We start from the raw sequence: 20935 nt of genomic DNA, 5'->3' as shown, positions 1-20935 counted from the left end.
AACTCTTACCCATTCTTCCTATTTCGTCCGAAGAGTCTTGCAAATAGACCGGAAAGAAGTGCCATTACGCCAGCAGCTCCATAAGCCCAAGCATGTGTGGCTGTTTTTGGTAGCTTATCTCCATTTCCATCATAGCCCTTGCCAGAGTCGCCTCCATAACGATTATCGATTCGTTCGTAATCCTTATCCTTGTCGGAATCCGCGTCGGCATCGGCATCCGCATCAGCATCGGCATCCGCATCAGCATCGGCATCCGCATCGGCATCGGCGTCAGCATCAGCGTCGGCATCCGCATCAGCGTCAGCATCAGCATCAGCATCGGCATCCGCATCAGCATCGGCATCGGCGTCAGCATCAGCGTCTGCATCCGCATCGGCATCAGCGTCGGCATCGGCATCGGCGTCTGCATCCGCATCGGCATCCGCATCGGCATCAGCGTCAGCGTCTGCATCAGCATCGGCATCCGCATCAGCGTCGGCATCGGCGTCAGCGTCTGCATCTGCATCAGCGTCAGCGTCGGCATCAGCGTCTGCATCAGCGTCGGCATCGGCATCACCATCGTCGCTAACTGGTAAAACTCTTACATAGGATGATTCACTTTGCTGGCCATCTTCATCAACTTGGTAAAATTCAATAATTGTTCCAGCAGGTAAAGGCTCATCCAGCTCAATGGTGAATACACCATTATTGTCAATAATAATATCAAGTGCTCGAATTGCTGACACATCACTCGAACCGATAATCTGACCATTAACAAGTGCGTAGACAGTCGATCCAACGAGCCCTTCACCAGTTAGTATTAAATCATCTTCAAAGATTGGTGTTGATCGCGGAGCATCTGGAAATACCCCTTCAGCTGGATCGTCATCATCAGAATCTGAGTCTGAGTCTGCATCGGCATCCGCATCGGCGTCAGCATCCGCATCGGCATCCGCATCCGCATCCGCATCAGCATCGGCGTCAGCATCAGCATCGGCGTCTGCATCAGCGTCAGCATCCGCATCGGCATCCGCATCCGCATCAGCATCTGCATCGGCGTCAGCATCCGCATCTGCATCCGCATCTGCATCGGCATCTGCATCGGCATCAGCATCAGCGTCAGCATCAGCATCTGCATCGGCGTCAGCATCCGCATCGGCATCCGCATCTGCATCGGCATCTGCATCGGCGTCGGCATCCGCATCAGCGTCGGCATCCGCATCAGCATCGGCGTCAGCATCCGCATCTGCATCGGCATCTGCATCGGCGTCAGCATCCGCATCGGCATCCGCATCCGCATCAGCATCCGCGTCGGCATCCGCATCGGCATCAGCATCTGCATCGGCATCTGCATCGGCATCGGCATCTGCATCTGCATCGGCGTCAGCATCAGCGTCGGCATCCGCATCAGCGTCAGCGTCAGCATCCGCATCAGCGTCAGCATCGGCGTCAGCATCCGCATCTGCATCCGCATCGGCGTCAGCATCCGCATCAGCGTCAGCGTCAGCATCGGCATCAGCATCCGCATCAGCATCGGCGTCAGCGTCAGCGTCAGCATCCGCATCGGCATCAGCGTCAGCATCTGCGTCAGCATCCGCATCAGCGTCAGCATCGGCGTCAGCATCCGCATCGGCATCCGCATCTGATTCATCGTCAAAAATTAAATTTTGTCTTGCTCCTTCAGTCCGAATGGCATTTAATAAATCAATATCAATGAACGTTTCATTGATTGCTGCTGCACTTACGACAGCGTTCGGTACCATTGGATCACTTATTTCTGTTTGTAACCTAAACTGCGTGCTTCCTAATAAATTAACGTCTAGTGCAGAGGTTAAGAGATCACTCGATCCATCCACAATGGCGTCAATTAAATCAAACAAAGGATTTGCAGCTGTTTTAAGCGCTTCAATGGCTGTTCTTACACCAGGTACAAGCCCATTATATTCAAGTTCATTAATCGCATCCCTGAGCGGTGTCAAGAATTCCACAAAGGCTTCACGAACATATTCACCAAGACCTTCTGTGAAATCGACCGTGATCGTTGTTCCATCTTCAGATACAATCCCAGCTACCTCGACCTCATAAGCACCTAAATCCTGTACGCTACGAACCGAATCAAACGCAGTGTTTAGTGGATTCAAGTCCAGGATATTGTTAATGCCAGGTATACTTGTCAATGCCTCCACTGCAGTACCTACCGTATTAATAATAGGTGATATACCAGGCAAGTCTCCAGGTGTTACTGCTGTTAGCTGCGCGTTAATCGTAACCGTTGTATTTCCCACTACTTTTCCTTGAAGTTCTTCAGGTAGGGTAAAAACAACTACTTTGTTATCTGCCAATCCAACATTTGCAAGACCCGTTCCACTAAATGTTAAATCAAGGTCATAATTTCCAGATTCATTCTTTTCTTGTCTCTCCCCATTATTTGAGACAAGTGATGTATTTTCTAAAATCGAAACATTAAGTAACGACGCTTGTTCAATGGGTGCCGCTAAAGCAACAGACGGATTCGTTAATGGACTTAAGTTAGTTGTTGCAGGAAATGCTAGTTGAGTCGTTGTGAATAGTAAAGATGAAGCAGCAATAATGGCAGTTGTTTTTTTAGTAACCCTTCTGTTCCGTGCATGCATTTTCTTCTTATAATCAATCTTCCTATTTCTCACTTAGAACCTCCCTGTAATATGACCATTCGACTTCATTCGTACGTTTTGACTTACATAATCCTCCCTTCTGCTAAGATCTTGTTCTATGGTGTATAAAAACCTCGATGTTTGTCTTTGAAAAGTATAACAAGTCTAATAATTTAAAAAAATTTGTACTTTACATACACCTTTTATTTATTGGCTTTTACCAAAAGAATAAATGGCGAAAACCTCTATCATTATGCTCTTTTTATTGAAATAGAAATTATAAAAATTTTTATACATTGCATAATCAAAATGAATGTCTTTCCATTTTTTTAAAGGAATTGAATGATAAATCGAAACAAAAAAGAACACGGCTTAACGCAACCGTGTTCTTTTACTTGTGTGGCATCTAAACGATAGCTAAAGCATCATCTATTATCCTTTATGAAGTTTTCGATATTCCCCAGGTGTCATGCCTTCAATTTTTTTAAATTTACGAATGAAATTAGCTACGTCCTTATACCCAACATCGCTCACAACATCTTTAATCGGCTGATCTGTCTGAGTTAACTGTTCTTTTACATAACGAATGCGCAACCGTTGTATTAATTGAGTGAACGTTTCACCTGTTTGTTCTTTAATAAACCGACTTAAATAAGAAACAGACAGATAAAATTCTTGTGCAACCACTTCTAATGATATCTCGTACTTTTTATAGTTTTGCTCAATAAAAGTCAGGATATCATTTTTCAATTTATTGTTGTGACTATCTTTCTTTTCTTCCACTTCTTTGCAAATCACTTCGACAATACGTTGCAGTTGTTTGTGCAACTGGGTAATTGACTTAAATTCAACTAATGGATCAACTTGTTTCATATAGCGATCAAAGCCTAATTCAGATACAGTTCGTAACGTCGTGTTGATAATATCAAAACAAATACATTTTATTTCATTAATCGAAAGCCCTTTGCTCCCTAACGCTTCAAACATATCGCCTAACATTTCGTCTGCGACAGTAAAATCGCCTTGCTTGATACTTTGTACATACTTCATTTGCTCTTCCTTTAGATAGCCTAGCAAATGATGGGTTTCTGTCTCTAAATCCTCGAAGAACAGAACGCTTCCTTGAGGAGCGGAAAATTTATAATCCATCGTTGCGAGTGCTTCAATGTAAGAGCGATTAATTTTTGTCTTATCGTCGTACAGTTGTCCAACACCGATTGTTGGCTTGTAAACCGTAAAGTCTTTCATCTCCTTTTGAATGTCATGAACAATGTGATCAATAGCATCTCTAGTCATATTTCCTTTTGAACCAGCCATTGAAATCATGACAACAATTGAATCAGAATGCAGAAAGTCAACAGCATAAGCAGTAGCATCTTCTAACGTCTTTCTTGAAACCACTTGTAAAAGCTTATCTTTATCTTTCGTATTCGAAAACGATTCTGATTCAAATTGCGCAATAACAACAAAGAAACAATCTCCTCTTAATGATAATTTTAACGATTCCATAATCGACTCAATCTCTTCAGCGTCGTAGTAATGACCTCTTAACAGACGAGTCAAAAATTGGTCACGGGCAAATGGTTGATGTAGATCAATGGTTTCATTTAACAATTCATGATTTTCATATAAAGACGTAACGGTTTTGCCTAGATTCTCCAATTCATTTTCACCTTTAACAAAAGGTGGGGAATGCTTCCCTTTATGAGTAATGGCGATGAGCTGACTGATCGGTTTGTATTGATTTCTACCTAAAAGGACAGCTAAGACTAAACCTACTACAAATAGGACAACTAAAAAAGAAACCATAATCACTTGTACGTTATTGAGCTTAATAAAAAACTGGTTTTGATCCATTACTGTAACAAATGTCCATCCGCTTACCTCTGACTCTACCGAAACCATCGAATAATCACTTCCGTGGAGTTGAACGGTTTCTACTCCTGTAAAGCCGTTTGATAACGATTGGATATCCTCTGTTTGAACGAACTCATCACTCGTAACAGATGCGACGGTTTCCCGATCTTTGTTAAAGATATACACATTTCCTTCTATTTCTCCTAGAAGATTGCGGATCATATTAATGATTGTGGCTTCTTCTATAAAAAACATAACCGTTCCATGGGGCTTTTCTGAATTTGGTGAAATTGGTACAAGATAAAGAATACGATTACTAGCTACTCGTATAAGCGGTACATCTGTATGTAAGTCAGCGAGTAAATCTTCTCTCCCTACTCGCTGCAGTTCCTCACTATTTTGTAAAAGTGCACTCATCGAATACGAGCCATTTGTCGAATAAAGAACATCTTGTTGTTTATAGTAGACAAATAATTCTTCAACAATTGCACTATTTGCTCGATATTTTCTCAACTCATCCGTCGCCTCCCCACCATAATAGGGGTGACTAATCATATAAGGTGTCAAACGAGGATCTAATGAAATTCTTGCTGATAATGTAACGAGCTCCGATAAACGTTCATCCGTTAAATTCCTAACCTGTTCTAAGTTATTAATGCTTGATTGCTCAATTTCCTCTCTTAAACTCGTTACCGCATTATAGTAAATGACAATACTCATAATCGTAAAAGGAACAAGGAAGACGAGAAGATAGGAGATGATATATTTGTATAGTAATTTTGAACCTCTTTTAGTCAGCACCTATCCACCTCCCTTTTTGTTCATCTTCTTCGTAAGCCCTTTCAAAAAAATGATCCGCTATAGTTAACGATGTATTTATTCTATGATAGCGATAAACATCCATCACAAGCAAGAGGGATTCACATTCTTTTTTCATTTTTTCGAAATGAAAGAATATAAATCCCTTTATTATCCATTTAACACTTATTGTTCAAGTATAGTAATCGTTACCTCTTCCGTTTTCTGAGATTCACTTCCCACCATTATGTTCACCTTTCCAGGTTCTGGCCCAAATGTCATGTCCTTATTCCAGATGGAAAGTGCCTCTTCACCTAATGTTACTGTCACTGTCTTTTTTTCTTGTGGTGCTAGAAGAATCTTTTTAAATGCTTTTAATTCCTTTATTCTACGGGTAGTTGTTGCTTCTACATCCTTTATATACAATTGAATGACCTCCGCCCCTTCTACTAAGCCAGTATTTACAACATCAACTTGTATAGAAATTAATTCTCCAGCTCGCAGACCTGCTAGCGATATACTTGGATTCAGCACCCGTATCTGTTGTAGAGCAAACGTTGTATAGCTTAGACCATGCCCAAAAGGAAAAAGCGGTGCTGCCTCCATATCCAAGTAAGTAGGAGCTCTTCCTTGATCTTTATAATTGTAATAAATCGGCAACTGCGCGCTTGAACGAGGCATTGACACTGCTAGCTTTCCACTTGGATTCACGTCTCCAAACAACACCTCACTTATCGCCGTTCCTCCCTCTTCACCAGGATACCAACCACATAGTATAGCCGTACAATAGGGTTCAATTTCAGTCAGTGCGTGTGGCCTTCCTTGAATCACCACAGCGATTAATGGCGTACCTGTTTTCGCTAATTCAACGATTAGTTCTTGCTGCACCCCGCCAAGCTGTAAATCGGCTACGTCCACACCTTCTCCACAGTCCATTTCCGTTCGACGATCATCTATAATAGCAGCACCATTCGTATCAAATGACAACTCCACATTCCTTGCACTACTTCCACCAATAACAACAATCGCAACATCTGCATCTGCAGCTGCGGTAATCGCTTCCCTAAACCCCTCTTTCGAATACCCACGTACGCTACATCCTTTAGAATAAATCACTTCTCCAGCACTTCGTTTTTGAATACCTTTTAAAATGGTTGTCCCTTTATCGGTTCTCCGAAACGATGTATAGTCTCCTAACTGATGTTCAATCTGATCAGCGTTCGGTCCAATAACAGCGATTTTTTTTGTTTTTTTCGCCAATGGTAATGTGGCGTGTTCGTTCTTAAGTAAAACGATGGTCTCTCGGGCCACTTGCTCATTTAGCTGTTTAAATGTGGAATGACCAACGACTTCTTTTGAACGGCTCTCATCAACAAACGGTTCTTCAAACAAGCCAAGTAGGAATTTTAGCCGTAACACACGACGAACGGCTCTATCAATAAGCTCCTCTTTCACATCACCATTCGTTACAGCCTCACTTAATCTCGTAAAAGTAACGTCCCATAAACTTAAATCAACGCCTGCAGAAAGCGCTAAGGCACCAGCTTTTTCAACGCTTCCTGTTAATTGTTGAAGCCGATCATTTGCCACGCCATCTGCCATCACAATCCCTTCAAACCCCCACTCTTCTCGAAGAATGCCCGTCAATAATGACTCATTTGCGTGACAAGGAATGCCGTCAATTTCGTTGTATGCAGCCATACAACCAAGGGCACCGGCTTCTACCCCTGCTTTCATACCGGGCAAGTGAATTTCACGTAGTTCTCTTTCACCGATTGGAACAGGACCGGCATTTAACCCTCTTTCTCCTGCACCTTGGGCAGCAAAATGTTTTAACACCGCACCAATTTGATTTTTACCCGGTTTGCCCTCCTTACCTTGTAAGCCATATACTGCAGCTTTCGTCATTTCTGCTGCTAGAAAAGGATCTTCACTATAACATTCCTCTGACCTGCCCCATCTTGGATCTCGTAAAATGTCCAATGTAGAAATTAAACCAAGGTGTGCTCCTCTAGACCGAATTTCAGCCGCGATATAACTGTACGCCTCTTCCATAAGCTCTGGATTCCACGTCGAGCCGATGCCAATGTTCGTTGGAATCATCGTTCCGTCTAGTGCTTGATGACCGTGTGGGCACTCTTCTGATAGTAGAATAGGAATACCTAGCCTTGTATGGTCCATAACATAGCGTTGAATGGTATTAGCTATTGAGGCATTTTGTTCTGTCGGTATGCCGTTCTCATACGTGACACCAGACCAAGGATCAGAGCGAAATAAACCATAAAGAGCACCCATTCCTTCCCCGAAACGCACCTGCTCTTTAAATGCTTCAGTTAGCTCAATCCCTTCGTTCGTTTTGTTATACGCATCCCATCCGTACATTTTCTGATTCAGCTGCCCAACTTTTTCTTTTAACGTCATCTGCGACAGCAACGCTTCAACCCGCATCTCAATTGGTAAGCTTGGGTCTCTATAATTCATCGACCATCCAACTCCTTACTTGTTACTAAATGTAATTGTTTTCACTTCAAAAGGCTTGATTGTCGTACGTAAAACGCCTGCTTCCATAGACAGCGGAGCAAGGGGTGTTTCTAACAAGTTTGTTTCAGTTGCCTGTTGAAAGGACGGTTGTGGGAGCTTCAATTCCATTGCTTCCTGCCCACCACTCGATTCATAGAAGCGCATCGTAATCCCTTCATCCTTTTCAGATCGCTTCACGGTATCCAGAATCGCATGTTGTGCCTTTAGCTCGATAAAGCTATGCTGAGTTGGCAACGTCCCTTTATGCGCATCCGCCTGTATAGAAGTGACAGGATGGTTTAATTCATAGCCCCTTCGCACAACATTTGCTGAATTCCATGTACCTTGGTGAGGAAGAAGTGAATACGTAAACAGGTGATCTCCTTGATCAGCATTAGGATCTGGCCATTTAGGTGCTCTTAGTAACGATAATCGGAGCTGACTACCTCTAACGTCGTAGCCATATTTACAGTCGTTTAACAAGCTGACGCCATAATTGCCTTCCGAAATATCGGCAAAACGGTGTCCACACACTTCAAATTGCGCCTTTTCCCAACTTGTATTAGAGTGAGTCGCTCTTTCAACGACACCGAACGGAATTTCAAATGTAGCTTTACTCGTTTGAACATCGACTGGGAAAGCTACTTTCAACAACTTATGGGTTTCGTGCCAGCTCACCCTTGTTTCAAAATCTATTCGGGCGGAATGATGGTACAACACAAGGTCTTGCTCAATGAACGAGCTTGATAGCGTCCATTTAAACCGAATTCGATCCATCGTCTTTCCTTTTAATACAACATCCACTGACAATAACTCAGGTCGATATGCCTCTTGCTCAGCAAACAGAGGATCGATATCCCACGCATCCCAATAAGTGGGCTGGTCATGAAAGAGCTGAAACTGATTACCACACTCACCTTGCCTCAGCACTTCCCGACATGCCTGTTTATCATACAACCTCGTCAATTCGCCATTTTCATTCCATTCGATCTGATAAAAATCGGTTTCCCACTTCCAATCAAAAGGCTGTGTTAGCATCGGTGTCTTTTTCTCTTCTTCTGACCGTAACCATACCGTTCGATAGCCCATTTGTGGGATAGCTGGTACGTAAACCATTCGAGTGACTCGTCCATCCTTCTCTATAACACAATCACTTTTTAATAGCTGATCGTTCTCATCTACTACAACAAGCGACAATAGTTCTTCTTTCCCTACGATCTTTACAACTTCCGATCTCTCCCAAGAGAGACTATTAAATACGATAAGCGGCTGCCCTATTCGATCTGTTTCAACCTCTTGAGCAAGCGCCTGCAGAGCTTGTTGTTTTACGCCTTCTCCAATACCTATGAGTTCTTTATAATCTGCTTCCGCTTTTTCGTATACTTCTGGAATCGAGGTACCAGGAATAATGTCGTGAAATTGATTAAACAATAAAAGCTTCCATCCCTCTTCAAGATTCGTAGCTTCCCACTTGCTCGTCTTCAAGCTTAATAGACTGGACCAAATTTCGGCGTCACGGTATAACACCTCTGCTTTCCGATTCCACCGTTTCACTTGGCCATGTGTCGTATATGTACCGCGATGAAGTTCCAAATAAAGATCTCCAACCCAAGTAGGCAGGACAGGATTTTCTTCTACAACACGATCAAAAAATTGATGTGCCGTACTGTAGGATGTATCCGGAAGTCCTGGTAAGCTAGCAGATCGCTCTACGTATTCGAGCATTTCTTTTGTGACACCTCCTCCTCCATCACCATGACCATAAAGGAGCATTTGCTCTGGATGAACAGCTTTTTGCTTATAGCTTCCCCAATGCTCAGCTATTTCCTTTGGATGTGTGTGCTCATTAACGCCGTGGTTGATGTAAGAAAGAATGCTTGTACCGTCGATTCCCACCCAATTAAAAAGATCATATGGAAACGGATTGGTGTCATTCCAATTCATTTTCGTCGTCATAAAATAATCTAAGCCTGCTTTTTTCAACAGTTGAGGTAAAGATGCACAATAACCAAACGTATCCGGCAACCATTCAATTCGAGGTTGCTTACCAAACTCTTCTTGATAAAAGGCCATTCCATACAAAAGTTGTCGAACAAGGGATTCACCAGAAGGGATGTTCAAGTCTGGCTCGACCCACATGCCTCCAACGACTTCCCACCGTCCACTATGAATATGCTGCTTCACTCGTTCGTAAAGCTCAGGATAATGGTCTTTAACAAACGCATAGGCTTGAGGTTGACTTTGAGCATAGTGAAAATGGTCATAATGATCTAACAATGTACTCATGGTTGAAAAGGTGCGACTCGTTTTTCGAACAGCCTCTTTCATCGGCCATAACCATGCTAAATCAATATGAGATTGCCCGACCATATGGATAGATCCACGATTCTGTCCACCTATGTCTGTCAAAGCGCGAGAAAGAGTGGCTTCCTTTTCACTTACTAATGCACTATTGTCCAGTAGAGTAGCTACTTCTGTATTCATTACCCATTTCTTTACTCCTATCAGCTCGTCAATGATCTTTATTCGATTCATATCTGATTCTGGTAACAACTTAGCCGCTTCCAAATAAACCTTCATCGTGTAATACAAATTCTCTAATGCTTTGTTTTTTCGAACAAACCCACTCTCCAATAAATACAGTGGTGCCGGCGCATATTCTGCTGGCTCGTTTTGCCTATTTAGTGGATCAATGACTTGAGCCGTTGGATTAAACAGCTCAATTTTCACTCTATACGAATGTTGATTCTCTATTCCTTTAGGAAGAGGTACGCTATGCCGATTTCGATCTATACCATGATACGGAATACCATTAAGATACACTAATCCTTCATGGTTTGTTTTAACCCCATGCTGACCTACGTGAAAAACCAGTTCAACCTCTTCATTCATCCATTTTTCTGGTACTTTGAGCTGCTTTTCAAAGATCATCGTTTCTCCAGAATCAAGTAACCGATCTCCAACTTGAATGACATATGGCTCTTCGTCTATTTGTTCATATTCACCTGGGTTGTTATAGTAACTACGTGTTCCTATCCAATCTTTTATATCAATGCGATCATGATGGACCCACTCTTGAATTTGATTTAAACACCGTTGTAAGCGTTGCATATTTACCATTCCTTCTCGCTTTATTAGAGAGCGATCGTTAATTTTAATACGTATGCGTATGGAAGGTCATGCTCCCCTTCCCAATCTGGTCGGTTTACAACTAACTCGTTTTCAACTCTATGAAAAGACAATACTTGACCGTTATTCATCAACTCTACCTGGTCTACAGCACCTTCATAAGGAATCGTTAGTGAACCACCGTTTAAATCTGCTTTCGTATGAATGAAAACAAAGCAGTACACAATATTTCCCTTTCTTGTAAATGCCATGTTCTCTAAATAATATGGGGACACAGGCCTTGTTCCATAAATGCTTTCACCAAATTGTTGCAACCAAGCACCTAACTCCTTCATACGTTTAACTGCGCCTCTAGGCAGACGACCATCCGGCTGTGGTGCAACATTTAACGCTAAATTCCCACCCTTAGACACGATCTCTATTAATAAATGAACAAGGTCTCTACCAGATTTGTAGTCATCTTCATATCGAAATGAAAAAGCACTCCCCATTGTTATACAACTCTCCCAAGGAACAAAGATTGGTTTATTAGGTACCATTTGTTCAGGTGTTAATATATTTTCATACGGTCCGCCGACTGTACGATCAGCAGCAAGAAGCCACGGCTGCGTTTTCCTCGCCTTCTCTACCACTTCTCCTAAACGAATGTCTTGGTTGTTTTTTGGGGAAACCCATCCTGCATCAAGCCAAAGCATATCAATTCTGCCGTAGTTGGTTAACAATTCAAGGATTTGTTCGTGGGTAAATTGGACAAATTGTTCCCATAATGCTGGATCTTCCTTTGGATCGTAAGAAGGTCCGCGCCTCGTGTACCCACTACCTGTCTTATTCGGAGTCCAGTACGATGGGACATGCCAATCAGCTTTTGAAAAATACGCTGATATTCCCAATCCTCTTGCTCTAAACGCATCAAAAAGCTGCTTGCATACGTCAGCATAAGGATGCCGATGAAACGGACAAGCTGAACCTGTGATTTTATACTCTGTTGTCTTTGTATCCCACATCGCAAAACCATCGTGGTGTTTTGTTGTAAACACAAGATACTTAAATCCAGTATCCTTTGCTAAATCCGCCCATGCATCAGGCTGGAATCGAATCGGATGAAAGGTTTTGTTTAACGCAACGTACTGTTGCTTTAATGATTTCGAATCATGCTCCCAGTCAATTTCTTCTCTCGACCACTCTGCATCCTCATCACTTAGCGCCCATGACTCAACCACACCTAACTGTGAATATGGCCCCCAATGCATCATCAGCCCAATTTTTTGATCTTTAAACCATTCCAATTGCGCTTGTAACGCTTCCTCTTTCGGCGCCACATAGCTCTCTTCTTTACTGTAATGATGTACACCATCTGTTACTTCTTCGAGGTTATCTGTCATCTCCATTCCTCCTTTTTAAGAGAAAAAGCTCGTATACGACTTGAACTCAAGTTTAATACGAGCTTCATTTTTAATTAGCTACTTGCCCAACGATCATAGGCGACTTGATAAATCTCAATGTATTCTTCAATGTTCATACTCTCAATGGTATCCACATATTTATCCCAGTTTGACAGCGGTTCCACCCCAGTAATAAATCGTGCCTCTAACTGCTCGACATAGGATTTAAGGTCAACTTCTATCGTATTGACAATTTCTTGTTCCTCATTTGTTAAATAAAGAAGAGGAATCGGCACTTCACCATAAGGTCCAATCTTCTCTTCTGTTTCAGCATCAAGGAACTGATCAAATTCACTCACTTCAACACCTTCGACTCGTTTTACTAATGTTGGTGTTGGGATACCATAGGCCGGAGTTAATGTCCCACGGTAATCTTCCGCACTATCGAATTGAGGTGGCGGATCAAGCTTCACCTTATTTCCATCTTCATCACGCTCAAAAAGATAGCCTTCCGGTCCATGATCTAAGAATTCAGATCCTTCATCCGAATAGAAGTAGTCAACCCATCGAATAGAAGCTTCTGGGTATTCATTATTACTTGTAATCGCAAACGTCCCTCTTGTAATGCCTGGATTAATTGGAATAAGTGGTTCATCAGTTATAGGACTAGATAACGCATGAAACATTGGATTGTTCATAGCTTCATCTTCTGATTGACCAGTCGTAAAGAACGAGAACCAATCCGGGAATAAACCAAGTCTGTTTTCTTGTCCTTTTGCTTTCTTTTGCTCATCAGACTGAGAAAACGTTTCTGGGTCAAGAAGCCCCTCTTCGAACAGTTTATTCATGTACGTCAAGTATTCCTTATAGTTTTCCGTATGAGGGGCATACCGTACTTCCCCGTCCACTTCTTCAATTCCCCAAGCCTTCATACCAAATGCCCCGAGAAATGCTAAACGCGTACTATTCATTTGAACATCAAGCAACGGAATCTCGTCTGCTTCTCCATTACCATTCGGGTCTTCATCTCTGAAACGGACAAGCAGATCATATAACTCATCTGTTGTTGTAGGCACTTCTGCATCAAGGGCATCTAACCACTCACCGTTGTACCACATTGGCACAGCCCAGCTTGAATTCGGGTGCTGATTAATGACCGGTAACGAATAAATATGACCATCAACCGTTGTAATTGAACGAGCAATGTCAGGATTTTCATCTAATAACCGTTGAATATTTGGCGCATATTCAGCAATAAGATCTTCAAGCGGAATTAGGATTCCTTGTCTCCCGTAATCCACTTCCATTCCTGGTGTTAAATTCGATGTGCCGGCGCCATAAATAATATCAGCCACGTCGCCACTAGCAAACGCAAGGTTTAATCGTGTTGCAAAATCACTCATTGGCGGGGTCGTGTACTCAAATGAGATATTCGTCATTTCTGTGTACTCTTGCAAAGTCGGCATGTCTTTCCACTCAGCAAGTCCTGTACCAGGTGCCATGAGCGATAATGTAATTTCCTCTTCAACGATAGGAAAGCCCTCTTTACTTACTTCAACATCAGGATTCGTATTAGAAGTCGAGTCTCCATCCGTATCACTCGAACTACAAGCAGCAGCAAATCCTACACAACAAAGTCCTGTTAAGCACAGCTTTAATGTTTTCTTCATTTCAAAACCCCTCTCGTTTTTATAAAAACAATTGCTTTTAACCCTTTAAGGACCCAATCATTACACCCTTTACAAAATAACGTTGTAGAAACGGGTAGACAATGATGATTGGAAGTGTAGATACGATCATCACACCGTACTTTACAATGGCAGAAAGCTGTTGTCGGCTGTGTAAAGCTTGGGCCATCTCGCCAGTTATTTCTGTATTGTTTGAAGACATTTCATTTAACACAAGAATCTCCCTTAATACCATCTGAAGGGGGTATAAATTCCGATCAGATAAGTAAATGAGTGCATTAAAGTAACCATTCCAATGACCGACTCCATAAAACAACGCCATGACCGCAATAATAGGAGCAGATAGAGGCAGAATGATTTTGAAGAATAGTTTGAAATTAGAAGCGCCATCAATCTTCGCTGCTTCTTCTAACCCTTTCGGTATGGTCATTTGAAAGAACACCCGGGCAATAATAATATTCCATACTGCTGCGGCATTCGGCAAGACCATCGCCCAAATCGTATCAATCATACCAAGATCCCTAACAACAAGGTAAGTTGGGATTAGTCCGCCACTGAAAAACATCGTCAGAACAAACATCCCTGTAAAGAAGCCTCTGCCAAAAAAATCTCTTCTTGATAAAGCGTAAGCCGCTGGTATTGTCACAGCTAAGTTAATAAACGTTCCAAGGGTTGTGTAAAGTATCGTGTTTAAATACCCTCTCCAAATCTCACTATTTTGAAAAATCATCTCGTACCCAGCAAACGTTATATCAATGGGGAAAAGCCACATCTGCCCACTATTGACGGAAGTTGGACTACTAATGGATGCACTAATAATATAGATAAGAGGATAAAGAACAACAGCCAGTGCCACTGTTAAACAGAAGTAAACAAAGGCTTTAAATACTTTATCAACTTTGGTTTCTCTGATTTTCGTATTCATGACTGTACCCTCCTACCACAGACTTGTTTCACTCGTTTTTCTCGCAATTTGGTTCACAACGATAAGTAAAATGGCATTGATCACTGCGTTAAAGAGACCTACCGCAGATGCAAAACTATATTGCGCATCAAGTAAACCTGCTTTGTACACGAACGTTGCGATGACATTTGAAGACTCTAAATTTAAAGGGTTTTGAAGTAAGAGAATTTTTTCAAAGCCCATTGCCATAATGCTACCAACGTTCATGATTAGTAAAATAACCATTGTCGGGAAAATAAATGGGATGTTAATATGCCAAATGCGCTGTAATCGATTAGCACCTTCCACGATAGCCGCTTCATGATGCTGGGGGTCCACTCCAGAAAGCGCTGCCAAATAAATGATCGTTCCCCAGCCCGTACTTTGCCATACGCCAGATAATACATATACGGTTTTAAACCAAGCAGGATCTGTCATAAAGGCAATTGGCTCAAACCCTAGAAATTGAACAAAATGATTAATAACGCCGGTAACTGGTGAAAGAAAAGCAATGACCATTCCCGCAATGACAACCACGGATATAAAATGTGGTGCATACGTGACAGTCTGAACCGAACGTTTAAAAAAGTTATCCTTTGCCTCATTTAATAATAACGCCAAAATAATTGGTAGTGGAAAACCAACAATTAATTCGTACACACTAATGCCCAGTGTATTGCGAATTAAATCCCAAAAATAATAGGAATCAAAAAAACGGATAAAATGTTTAAAGCCAACCCATTCACTTCCTGTTATACCTGCTGTTGGTGTAAAATCCTTAAAAGCAATTTGCACACCGTAAAGAGGTATATAATGGAAGATAAAAAAATATAAAAAAGCTGGCAGTATAAAGATATATAGTTGCCAATTTTGCAAAATTTTTCTGTTCTTTTTCCTCTTCATGATCGGGGGCGGAGCGCTCGTCTGGTGAGAAACCAGCTTTTTTGTTTGTAGTCCCATCCATTTCCTCCTTCGTCTTAAATTGTTCCAATCGTAGCACTCCGCTTGAAATTGTATCAATATGTAACATTCTCATTTGGTGCTTCTTATCTTTGAATACGCTTTCATTACTGTAGTTTAAACAATTACGATATGTTGGATATGTTGTGGATGTGTTGTTTTTGATAATTAGTGGAGCGGTGCGGGTTTAGAACGTTTCTTAAAAAAGATGCTGCAGGATTGACGGTTTAGGCGGGAGGATAAAAAGCTGGTTCTGAACTACGAGAAAGTCAAGAAACCAAACTTTTCTTCTTTATGTGGACTCTTTTACTCATAAGCCATTATTCCGATAAACACTCGAGACATTTTCTCGTTCATTGTGATTCCTCTACTATCAATAGTTTGTTAGGTTATCTTCAAATCTTTTGCCATCAATTTTATATTCAATATCGAAAGAGGCAGGTCTCTTTGAACGTTCATTGTAAATAGGAGCGATTTGAACTTCAACAAATTTACCTTCAGAAAGGGCTATCCTCCACGAATTTTAAACACGTTTGTGTTCTAAGATACAAGTACGTCAGAAAAAGCCATAGCCTAGAGCTATTTGTCTTGAACCAACGGATTATTAAATCTTCTTTCAAACCGAGACCCTAATAGAGATTTGTCATTGGTCAAGATAGTAGGCTACTAGAAAAAGACCTTGAGGCTAAAAGCCAGTCAAGATCCTCCCTATTTTTTACCACAGTTTAAAAATAGCAGGTTTTCTAATTCAAAAAGGTTATACAACATAAGGTCTCATAAACCCTTTTTACCTAAATTTCTTCAGCGTAAAGTTTTTCTAAAAACTCATCTATACTATCAGAGAGATGATAAACGTTTGTCCTTAGATTAGGATCATCCGTCTCCTCCTCATGGTCCCAAAAGAAAAGACTTCCATTCTCTGGTGATAAAGTAGCAAGACAGATAACGTTTCCACCAGGATCATCACCGATAGGAATAAAACCCTTTGGTAATCTGTCTTCATATATATCCAATAAATCTTCCAGGTCATCCAAACTGGCAAACTCGTTTAATACACTCGTTCCTTGTTTTTGAAATACAAGGAATAAATTAGGTGTTGGCCAGCCGCCATTCCATTTTAACATAAACCGTCTATAACTATCTGGCAAACACAACTTATGAGATTGTTCAAACAGCTCTATCTGTTTCGTACTTAACTTAGGTCCATTACTTTCCATAGTAAACATTTTATTCACCTCTCATTAATTCTTTTGTTTTGGAGATCCCTCCGGAATGAGTAAACTCTGCATGCACCTTTTTGTCTACTAACACCATTGTTTTACCATCTTGATAGTGATGCCAAACATATCCCGATGGGGGTCTGTTTAATGATGGAACTGGTGGTTCAGAGTTTTCACTTAAACCAGCTTTTATATTTGCTAGCTTATAATCTTGGGGTCGATTAATAGGATGCCCAAATTCAATATGGACAGGTTGGACTTTTGGATGGGCGTAAGGAGAAAAGTCTGGATATCCGTCAATATAACGAACAGTTTGTCCCTTTTTATTTGTATACTCCCAGACCCCATCTTCCTTAATTGTAATAGTCCCTCCTTTTTTTACCCATTTATCAGGAGCTGGAGAGTTTTTAGGTTTTGTATCAATTAAACTTTTTGGGATGCTTTCTCCTTCACCGTAACACGATTGACCCCACTCTTCCTTAACTGCTCTTGCTTTACCGCGCCAACATCTTGTTAAATCCTTCGCGAATCCATCGCATTATATGGCACACGGTTCCCTGCGCCTCCGGCTGACGCAAGAGCAGGCGAACTGCCATTGATGTTGGTTTGAAGGTTGTCCATACTCGGGCGAAAGTAATTTAAGAAGTCATAGCCCCTTAAGGAACTATGACTCTTAGTTTATTTTCATTTTCCATTAAAACGATTCAAAAACACCATAATGCTTAGTAATCTATACCATGTTTGATTTTATTCATAAGAGTCATCTTCTATGAAAAGCATTTTTATGCCACGTAAGCATACTCACCAGATCTTCAATATCAATTAGTTGTATAAGTTAACCTAGTACTCTATACGATTGACTTCGGCTTACAACTGAAGGTACTACCCCAAAATCTATTTCCGATTTCTACTTCGTAAATTCCTCCGGATCCAAATATACTTAAAAATTGTTATAGCTCTTTGGAAGAGTAACAACAAATACACCCAAAGATCAATTCATTCGCTTCTTATGCCAAGATACTTAGACTCCCAAAAAGATCTTTTATCTACAGGGCTCATTTGTGATACATCCTCATACACCAAATCTATTTTCATTTTTCCTGTGTCGTCCAATATGAACGTTAACGCGTTCCAAGGCTCTTGCCCTTGATCTTGGAATTCTTTTCTTAACAATGAAAACATTTTATATAACTCATATTCATTCGACTCATATTCATCCTCATCTAGTAAAAACCAATCTGGTATATCTAAGCTGTAAATAGGCTCTTTCCTACCCTTAGGGTAATAATAAAAAAATACACGTTTATATCCTTCCCTCATCTCAGCATAAACATATACTTTTTCCCAATCCTCTGGAATAATTGTAGTGAGTGTATTAGCTATTTTTTGATAAATGGTTTCCATTGCTTTTGTATCCAATCTTATCCCTCCAATTTTAACTCGTATAATTAGTTAATATCTCGGATTCTTTTCTCCCATCAATAATATAATTAATCCTGAATTCATCAGGTCTTTTATTGGATGCACTATAAATTGGTTTAACACTTACACTCACTTCCTTACCTGCTTCCAATGCTTTTTTCCATGTATTTTCTAACATTTTATACTCGCTTCTATTCAAATTAGCATTCATAGGCACCAAATTATCAATATCACCAGACCCTTTAAAAATGCTAGCAATTAGATGACCACCATCGTCACCAGACAATCGATCAACACCACCAACTTTTCTTTGGGCATAGGTATTTCGCTTAGCCAGACCTAGCTGAAGGTTTGCCTCCACACTTTTAATTCTTCCCTCTGAATCGGTTTTATAGCGATAGCCATTTTGGGTTGTGTAACTTATATTTGGCTTTAATGCCTTTTTTCCATCAACTCTTGTATAGTGATTAACCCCACTGCCTACCTCAATCTTCCTTAACTGCTCCTGCTTTCCCGCGCCAACATCTTGTTGAATCCTTCGCGAATCCATCGCATTATATGGCACACGATTCCCTGTGCCTCCGGCTGGCGCAAGAGCAGGCGTACTGCCATTGAGGTTGGTTTGAAGATTGTCCATTCCCCGGGCAAGGCTGTTTTTCACTTGACCAGTGGCGCCTTTTACGGCAAGACTCGCTTGGCCAGTGGCTATTGTAGCGCTCATTTTCATGTTTTGTGCATAGGTGTTGAGTGCTTGTACTCCTCTGGTTCGCGTGTTACTCATAGAAGTTCGCAAGCTCGGTCTGGTTGGAGGCGTTTGCGTTGCTAGTCGCAATTCGATTTCATGCCGGGTTTTGTAGCCGTCCTTGCCACCGATTCTCCCTAACTTGGCGAGTTGGCCGCTATTGGCGACTTTTGAGACTCCTTTATCGCCGACAACCGCTGTACCAATAAGGCCCAGAGCATAGCCAGTCCACTCGCCTCTACTTTGAGCATCACCATTAATCACATCGTCCTCAAATGCGTTCCATAGTTCAGTTGCGATTTCCCCTACCAACGCAGGGTCATCCACAATCGCACCAATAAATTCGACCGTGTTATTGTACACGCCTATCGGGTCTGTTACGAGATTAACAACACCTTCGACTGCATCCCCTACCGCATTTACAGCTCCGCTTCCTACACCTTTAAAAAAGTTGAACGTTGCATTCAACCATCCCCCGCCTTCATCCACATCTTGCTCGATTGGGGGCGCCACGCATGCTTGAATCGCTTGTTCGTCATTCATCATCGCACTAACTGGGAACTGATTCATGTAATACCAGCTCATTGCCTTGAGTCCACCTGGGATATTGGCATAGGCACCCGTGTAGAGGAACTCAAGTGGTAACGCTGTCTGGTACATCACGCTTTCATGTCCTGTCAGGTCAAATGGATCTGGTGGCGTCATTTGGATTGCTTCGGTAACGAGGTTCGCGTATAAAGCCTCTACATTCGCATCGACTTCGGCAAGCGTTTCTGCTGATAGAATTGCCCCGCCGCTCGACCAGTTTGCGACTTGAGAGACGACGTTCGTTACTTCTCGGAGCGTGCTTTCAGCTTGGGCTAGCAATGCTTCATTTTGTTCGTCGAGGGCGTGTAATGTCTCAATCGTTTCTTTTGCGTGGTCTTTGCCACGGTCTACCTGTCTTAAGACCTCTTCCATTGAAAAAGGCGTAAGCGGGAGAATATCACTGATGGATGTGCGGATTGATTCAATTTCGTTGGCATCCTCTGTTGCCGTTGTGGCGATGCGATCGAGCCCGTTTTTTAGCTCACCAGAAAGAAACTCCTCCCTAACGATGGCCGAGCTTGATTCAAAGCCTAGTAAGTTCGATTTTACTCTATCTAATTGTTCCATGTATTGACGAATGAGTAAATGAAACGCTTCGAGAACAGGTAAATGAAGCCTCCTAAAATGGTCTTTTAACGCCTCTCCGCCTTTGCCTTGCAAGGTCTCTAGTTGTTCAATCTTCTGGATGCTCGCTCGCAAGCTTTCAATGTTGTCAGAATCCTGTTGCTTTGAAATTTTGATTTTGTCAATCGCATTCATCACTTCTTGTACATCAAGAACCTTCATTCGTTCGGCATCCTTTCCTATTATTATCTATGGCTTGCGAGTGAGCGATCGACTTCTCCGTATGTTTTAACAAGCTCCTCACTTTCTTGTTGCACGCTTTTGAACACATCTAAAAACGCCTTGAGTTGAGTAGCGTATCCACTTTCGAACTCGGCCAATTTTGAAAGAAAGGCCATTGATGATGTCTCAATCGCCGGTTCACTATCTGAAACTATGAAACTTGCTTTTTCACCTGCTTCACTTAATACGCTTAGTACTTCTTCTTCATTCACTTTAATTTCTGGCATA

Annotated in this window: 15 protein-coding genes; all 15 read right to left on the bottom strand. The window is 41.7% G+C overall.

The window, feature by feature from the left end; translation table 11 throughout:
* Nucleotides 1–5: 5 nt before the first annotated feature.
* Complete coding sequence (locus tag E2L03_RS20650; RefSeq protein ID WP_208394347.1) at nucleotides 6–2645, bottom strand: adhesive domain-containing protein; 2640 nt, start codon at nucleotides 2643–2645, stop codon at nucleotides 6–8.
* Nucleotides 2646–3044: 399 nt separating this feature from the next.
* A complete protein-coding gene (locus E2L03_RS09040) occupies nucleotides 3045–5270 on the bottom strand; it encodes a helix-turn-helix domain-containing protein (protein ID WP_134259007.1) in 2226 nt (741 codons plus the stop codon).
* Entirely contained in the window at nucleotides 5260–5406 is a 147-nt protein-coding gene (locus tag E2L03_RS20380) for a hypothetical protein (RefSeq protein ID WP_166740252.1), read from the bottom strand. Before E2L03_RS20380 ends, E2L03_RS09040 begins: the two co-directional genes overlap by 11 nt.
* A gap of 47 nt (nucleotides 5407–5453) precedes the next feature.
* On the bottom strand, nucleotides 5454–7748 hold the full coding sequence (locus E2L03_RS09035) for a glycoside hydrolase family 3 N-terminal domain-containing protein (RefSeq protein ID WP_134259006.1): 2295 nt from the start codon (nucleotides 7746–7748) through the stop codon (nucleotides 5454–5456).
* Nucleotides 7749–7763: 15 nt separating this feature from the next.
* Nucleotides 7764–10898, bottom strand: a complete 3135-nt coding sequence (locus E2L03_RS09030) for an alpha-mannosidase (protein WP_134259005.1) — start codon at nucleotides 10896–10898, stop codon at nucleotides 7764–7766.
* 23 nt (nucleotides 10899–10921) lie between these two features.
* A complete protein-coding gene (locus E2L03_RS09025; protein ID WP_134259004.1) occupies nucleotides 10922–12298 on the bottom strand; it encodes an alpha-L-fucosidase in 1377 nt (458 codons plus the stop codon).
* 74 nt (nucleotides 12299–12372) lie between these two features.
* A complete protein-coding gene (locus tag E2L03_RS09020) occupies nucleotides 12373–13968 on the bottom strand; it encodes an extracellular solute-binding protein (RefSeq protein WP_134259003.1) in 1596 nt (531 codons plus the stop codon).
* A gap of 37 nt (nucleotides 13969–14005) precedes the next feature.
* Nucleotides 14006–14911 carry a carbohydrate ABC transporter permease gene (locus E2L03_RS09015; RefSeq protein ID WP_038476892.1) on the bottom strand — a complete coding sequence of 302 codons (906 nt, stop codon included), beginning with the start codon at nucleotides 14909–14911 and terminating at the stop codon, nucleotides 14006–14008.
* A 12-nt stretch (nucleotides 14912–14923) separates the two neighbouring features.
* Nucleotides 14924–15832 carry an ABC transporter permease gene (locus E2L03_RS09010; protein WP_051667718.1) on the bottom strand — a complete coding sequence of 303 codons (909 nt, stop codon included), beginning with the start codon at nucleotides 15830–15832 and terminating at the stop codon, nucleotides 14924–14926.
* Between the two features lie 430 nt (nucleotides 15833–16262).
* A complete protein-coding gene (locus tag E2L03_RS20910) occupies nucleotides 16263–16400 on the bottom strand; it encodes a DNA/RNA non-specific endonuclease (RefSeq protein ID WP_134259176.1) in 138 nt (45 codons plus the stop codon).
* A gap of 280 nt (nucleotides 16401–16680) precedes the next feature.
* Entirely contained in the window at nucleotides 16681–17106 is a 426-nt protein-coding gene (locus tag E2L03_RS09000) for an SMI1/KNR4 family protein (protein ID WP_243839516.1), read from the bottom strand.
* Nucleotides 17107–17116: 10 nt separating this feature from the next.
* Nucleotides 17117–17410 (bottom strand): HNH endonuclease, encoded by a 294-nt coding sequence (locus E2L03_RS20905; RefSeq protein ID WP_367613689.1) that lies wholly within the window; start codon nucleotides 17408–17410, stop codon nucleotides 17117–17119.
* A 695-nt stretch (nucleotides 17411–18105) separates the two neighbouring features.
* The gene (locus E2L03_RS08990; protein ID WP_051667284.1) at nucleotides 18106–18528 is read right to left on the bottom strand and encodes an immunity protein YezG family protein; all 423 of its coding nucleotides are present in this window, start codon (nucleotides 18526–18528) and stop codon (nucleotides 18106–18108) included.
* A 16-nt stretch (nucleotides 18529–18544) separates the two neighbouring features.
* Nucleotides 18545–20647 carry a T7SS effector LXG polymorphic toxin gene (locus E2L03_RS08985; RefSeq protein ID WP_134259002.1) on the bottom strand — a complete coding sequence of 701 codons (2103 nt, stop codon included), beginning with the start codon at nucleotides 20645–20647 and terminating at the stop codon, nucleotides 18545–18547.
* 23 nt (nucleotides 20648–20670) lie between these two features.
* Nucleotides 20671–20934, bottom strand: a complete 264-nt coding sequence (locus E2L03_RS08980) for a YwqI/YxiC family protein (RefSeq protein WP_035398307.1) — start codon at nucleotides 20932–20934, stop codon at nucleotides 20671–20673.
* Nucleotide 20935 lies beyond the last annotated feature (1 nt).

The sequence above is a fragment of the Shouchella oshimensis genome (assembly GCF_004375095.1).
Taxonomy (GTDB): domain Bacteria; phylum Bacillota; class Bacilli; order Bacillales; family Bacillaceae_D; genus Shouchella; species Shouchella oshimensis.
Note: the sequence above shows the minus strand (reverse complement) of the source record. Positions and strands in the feature narration are given on the sequence as shown.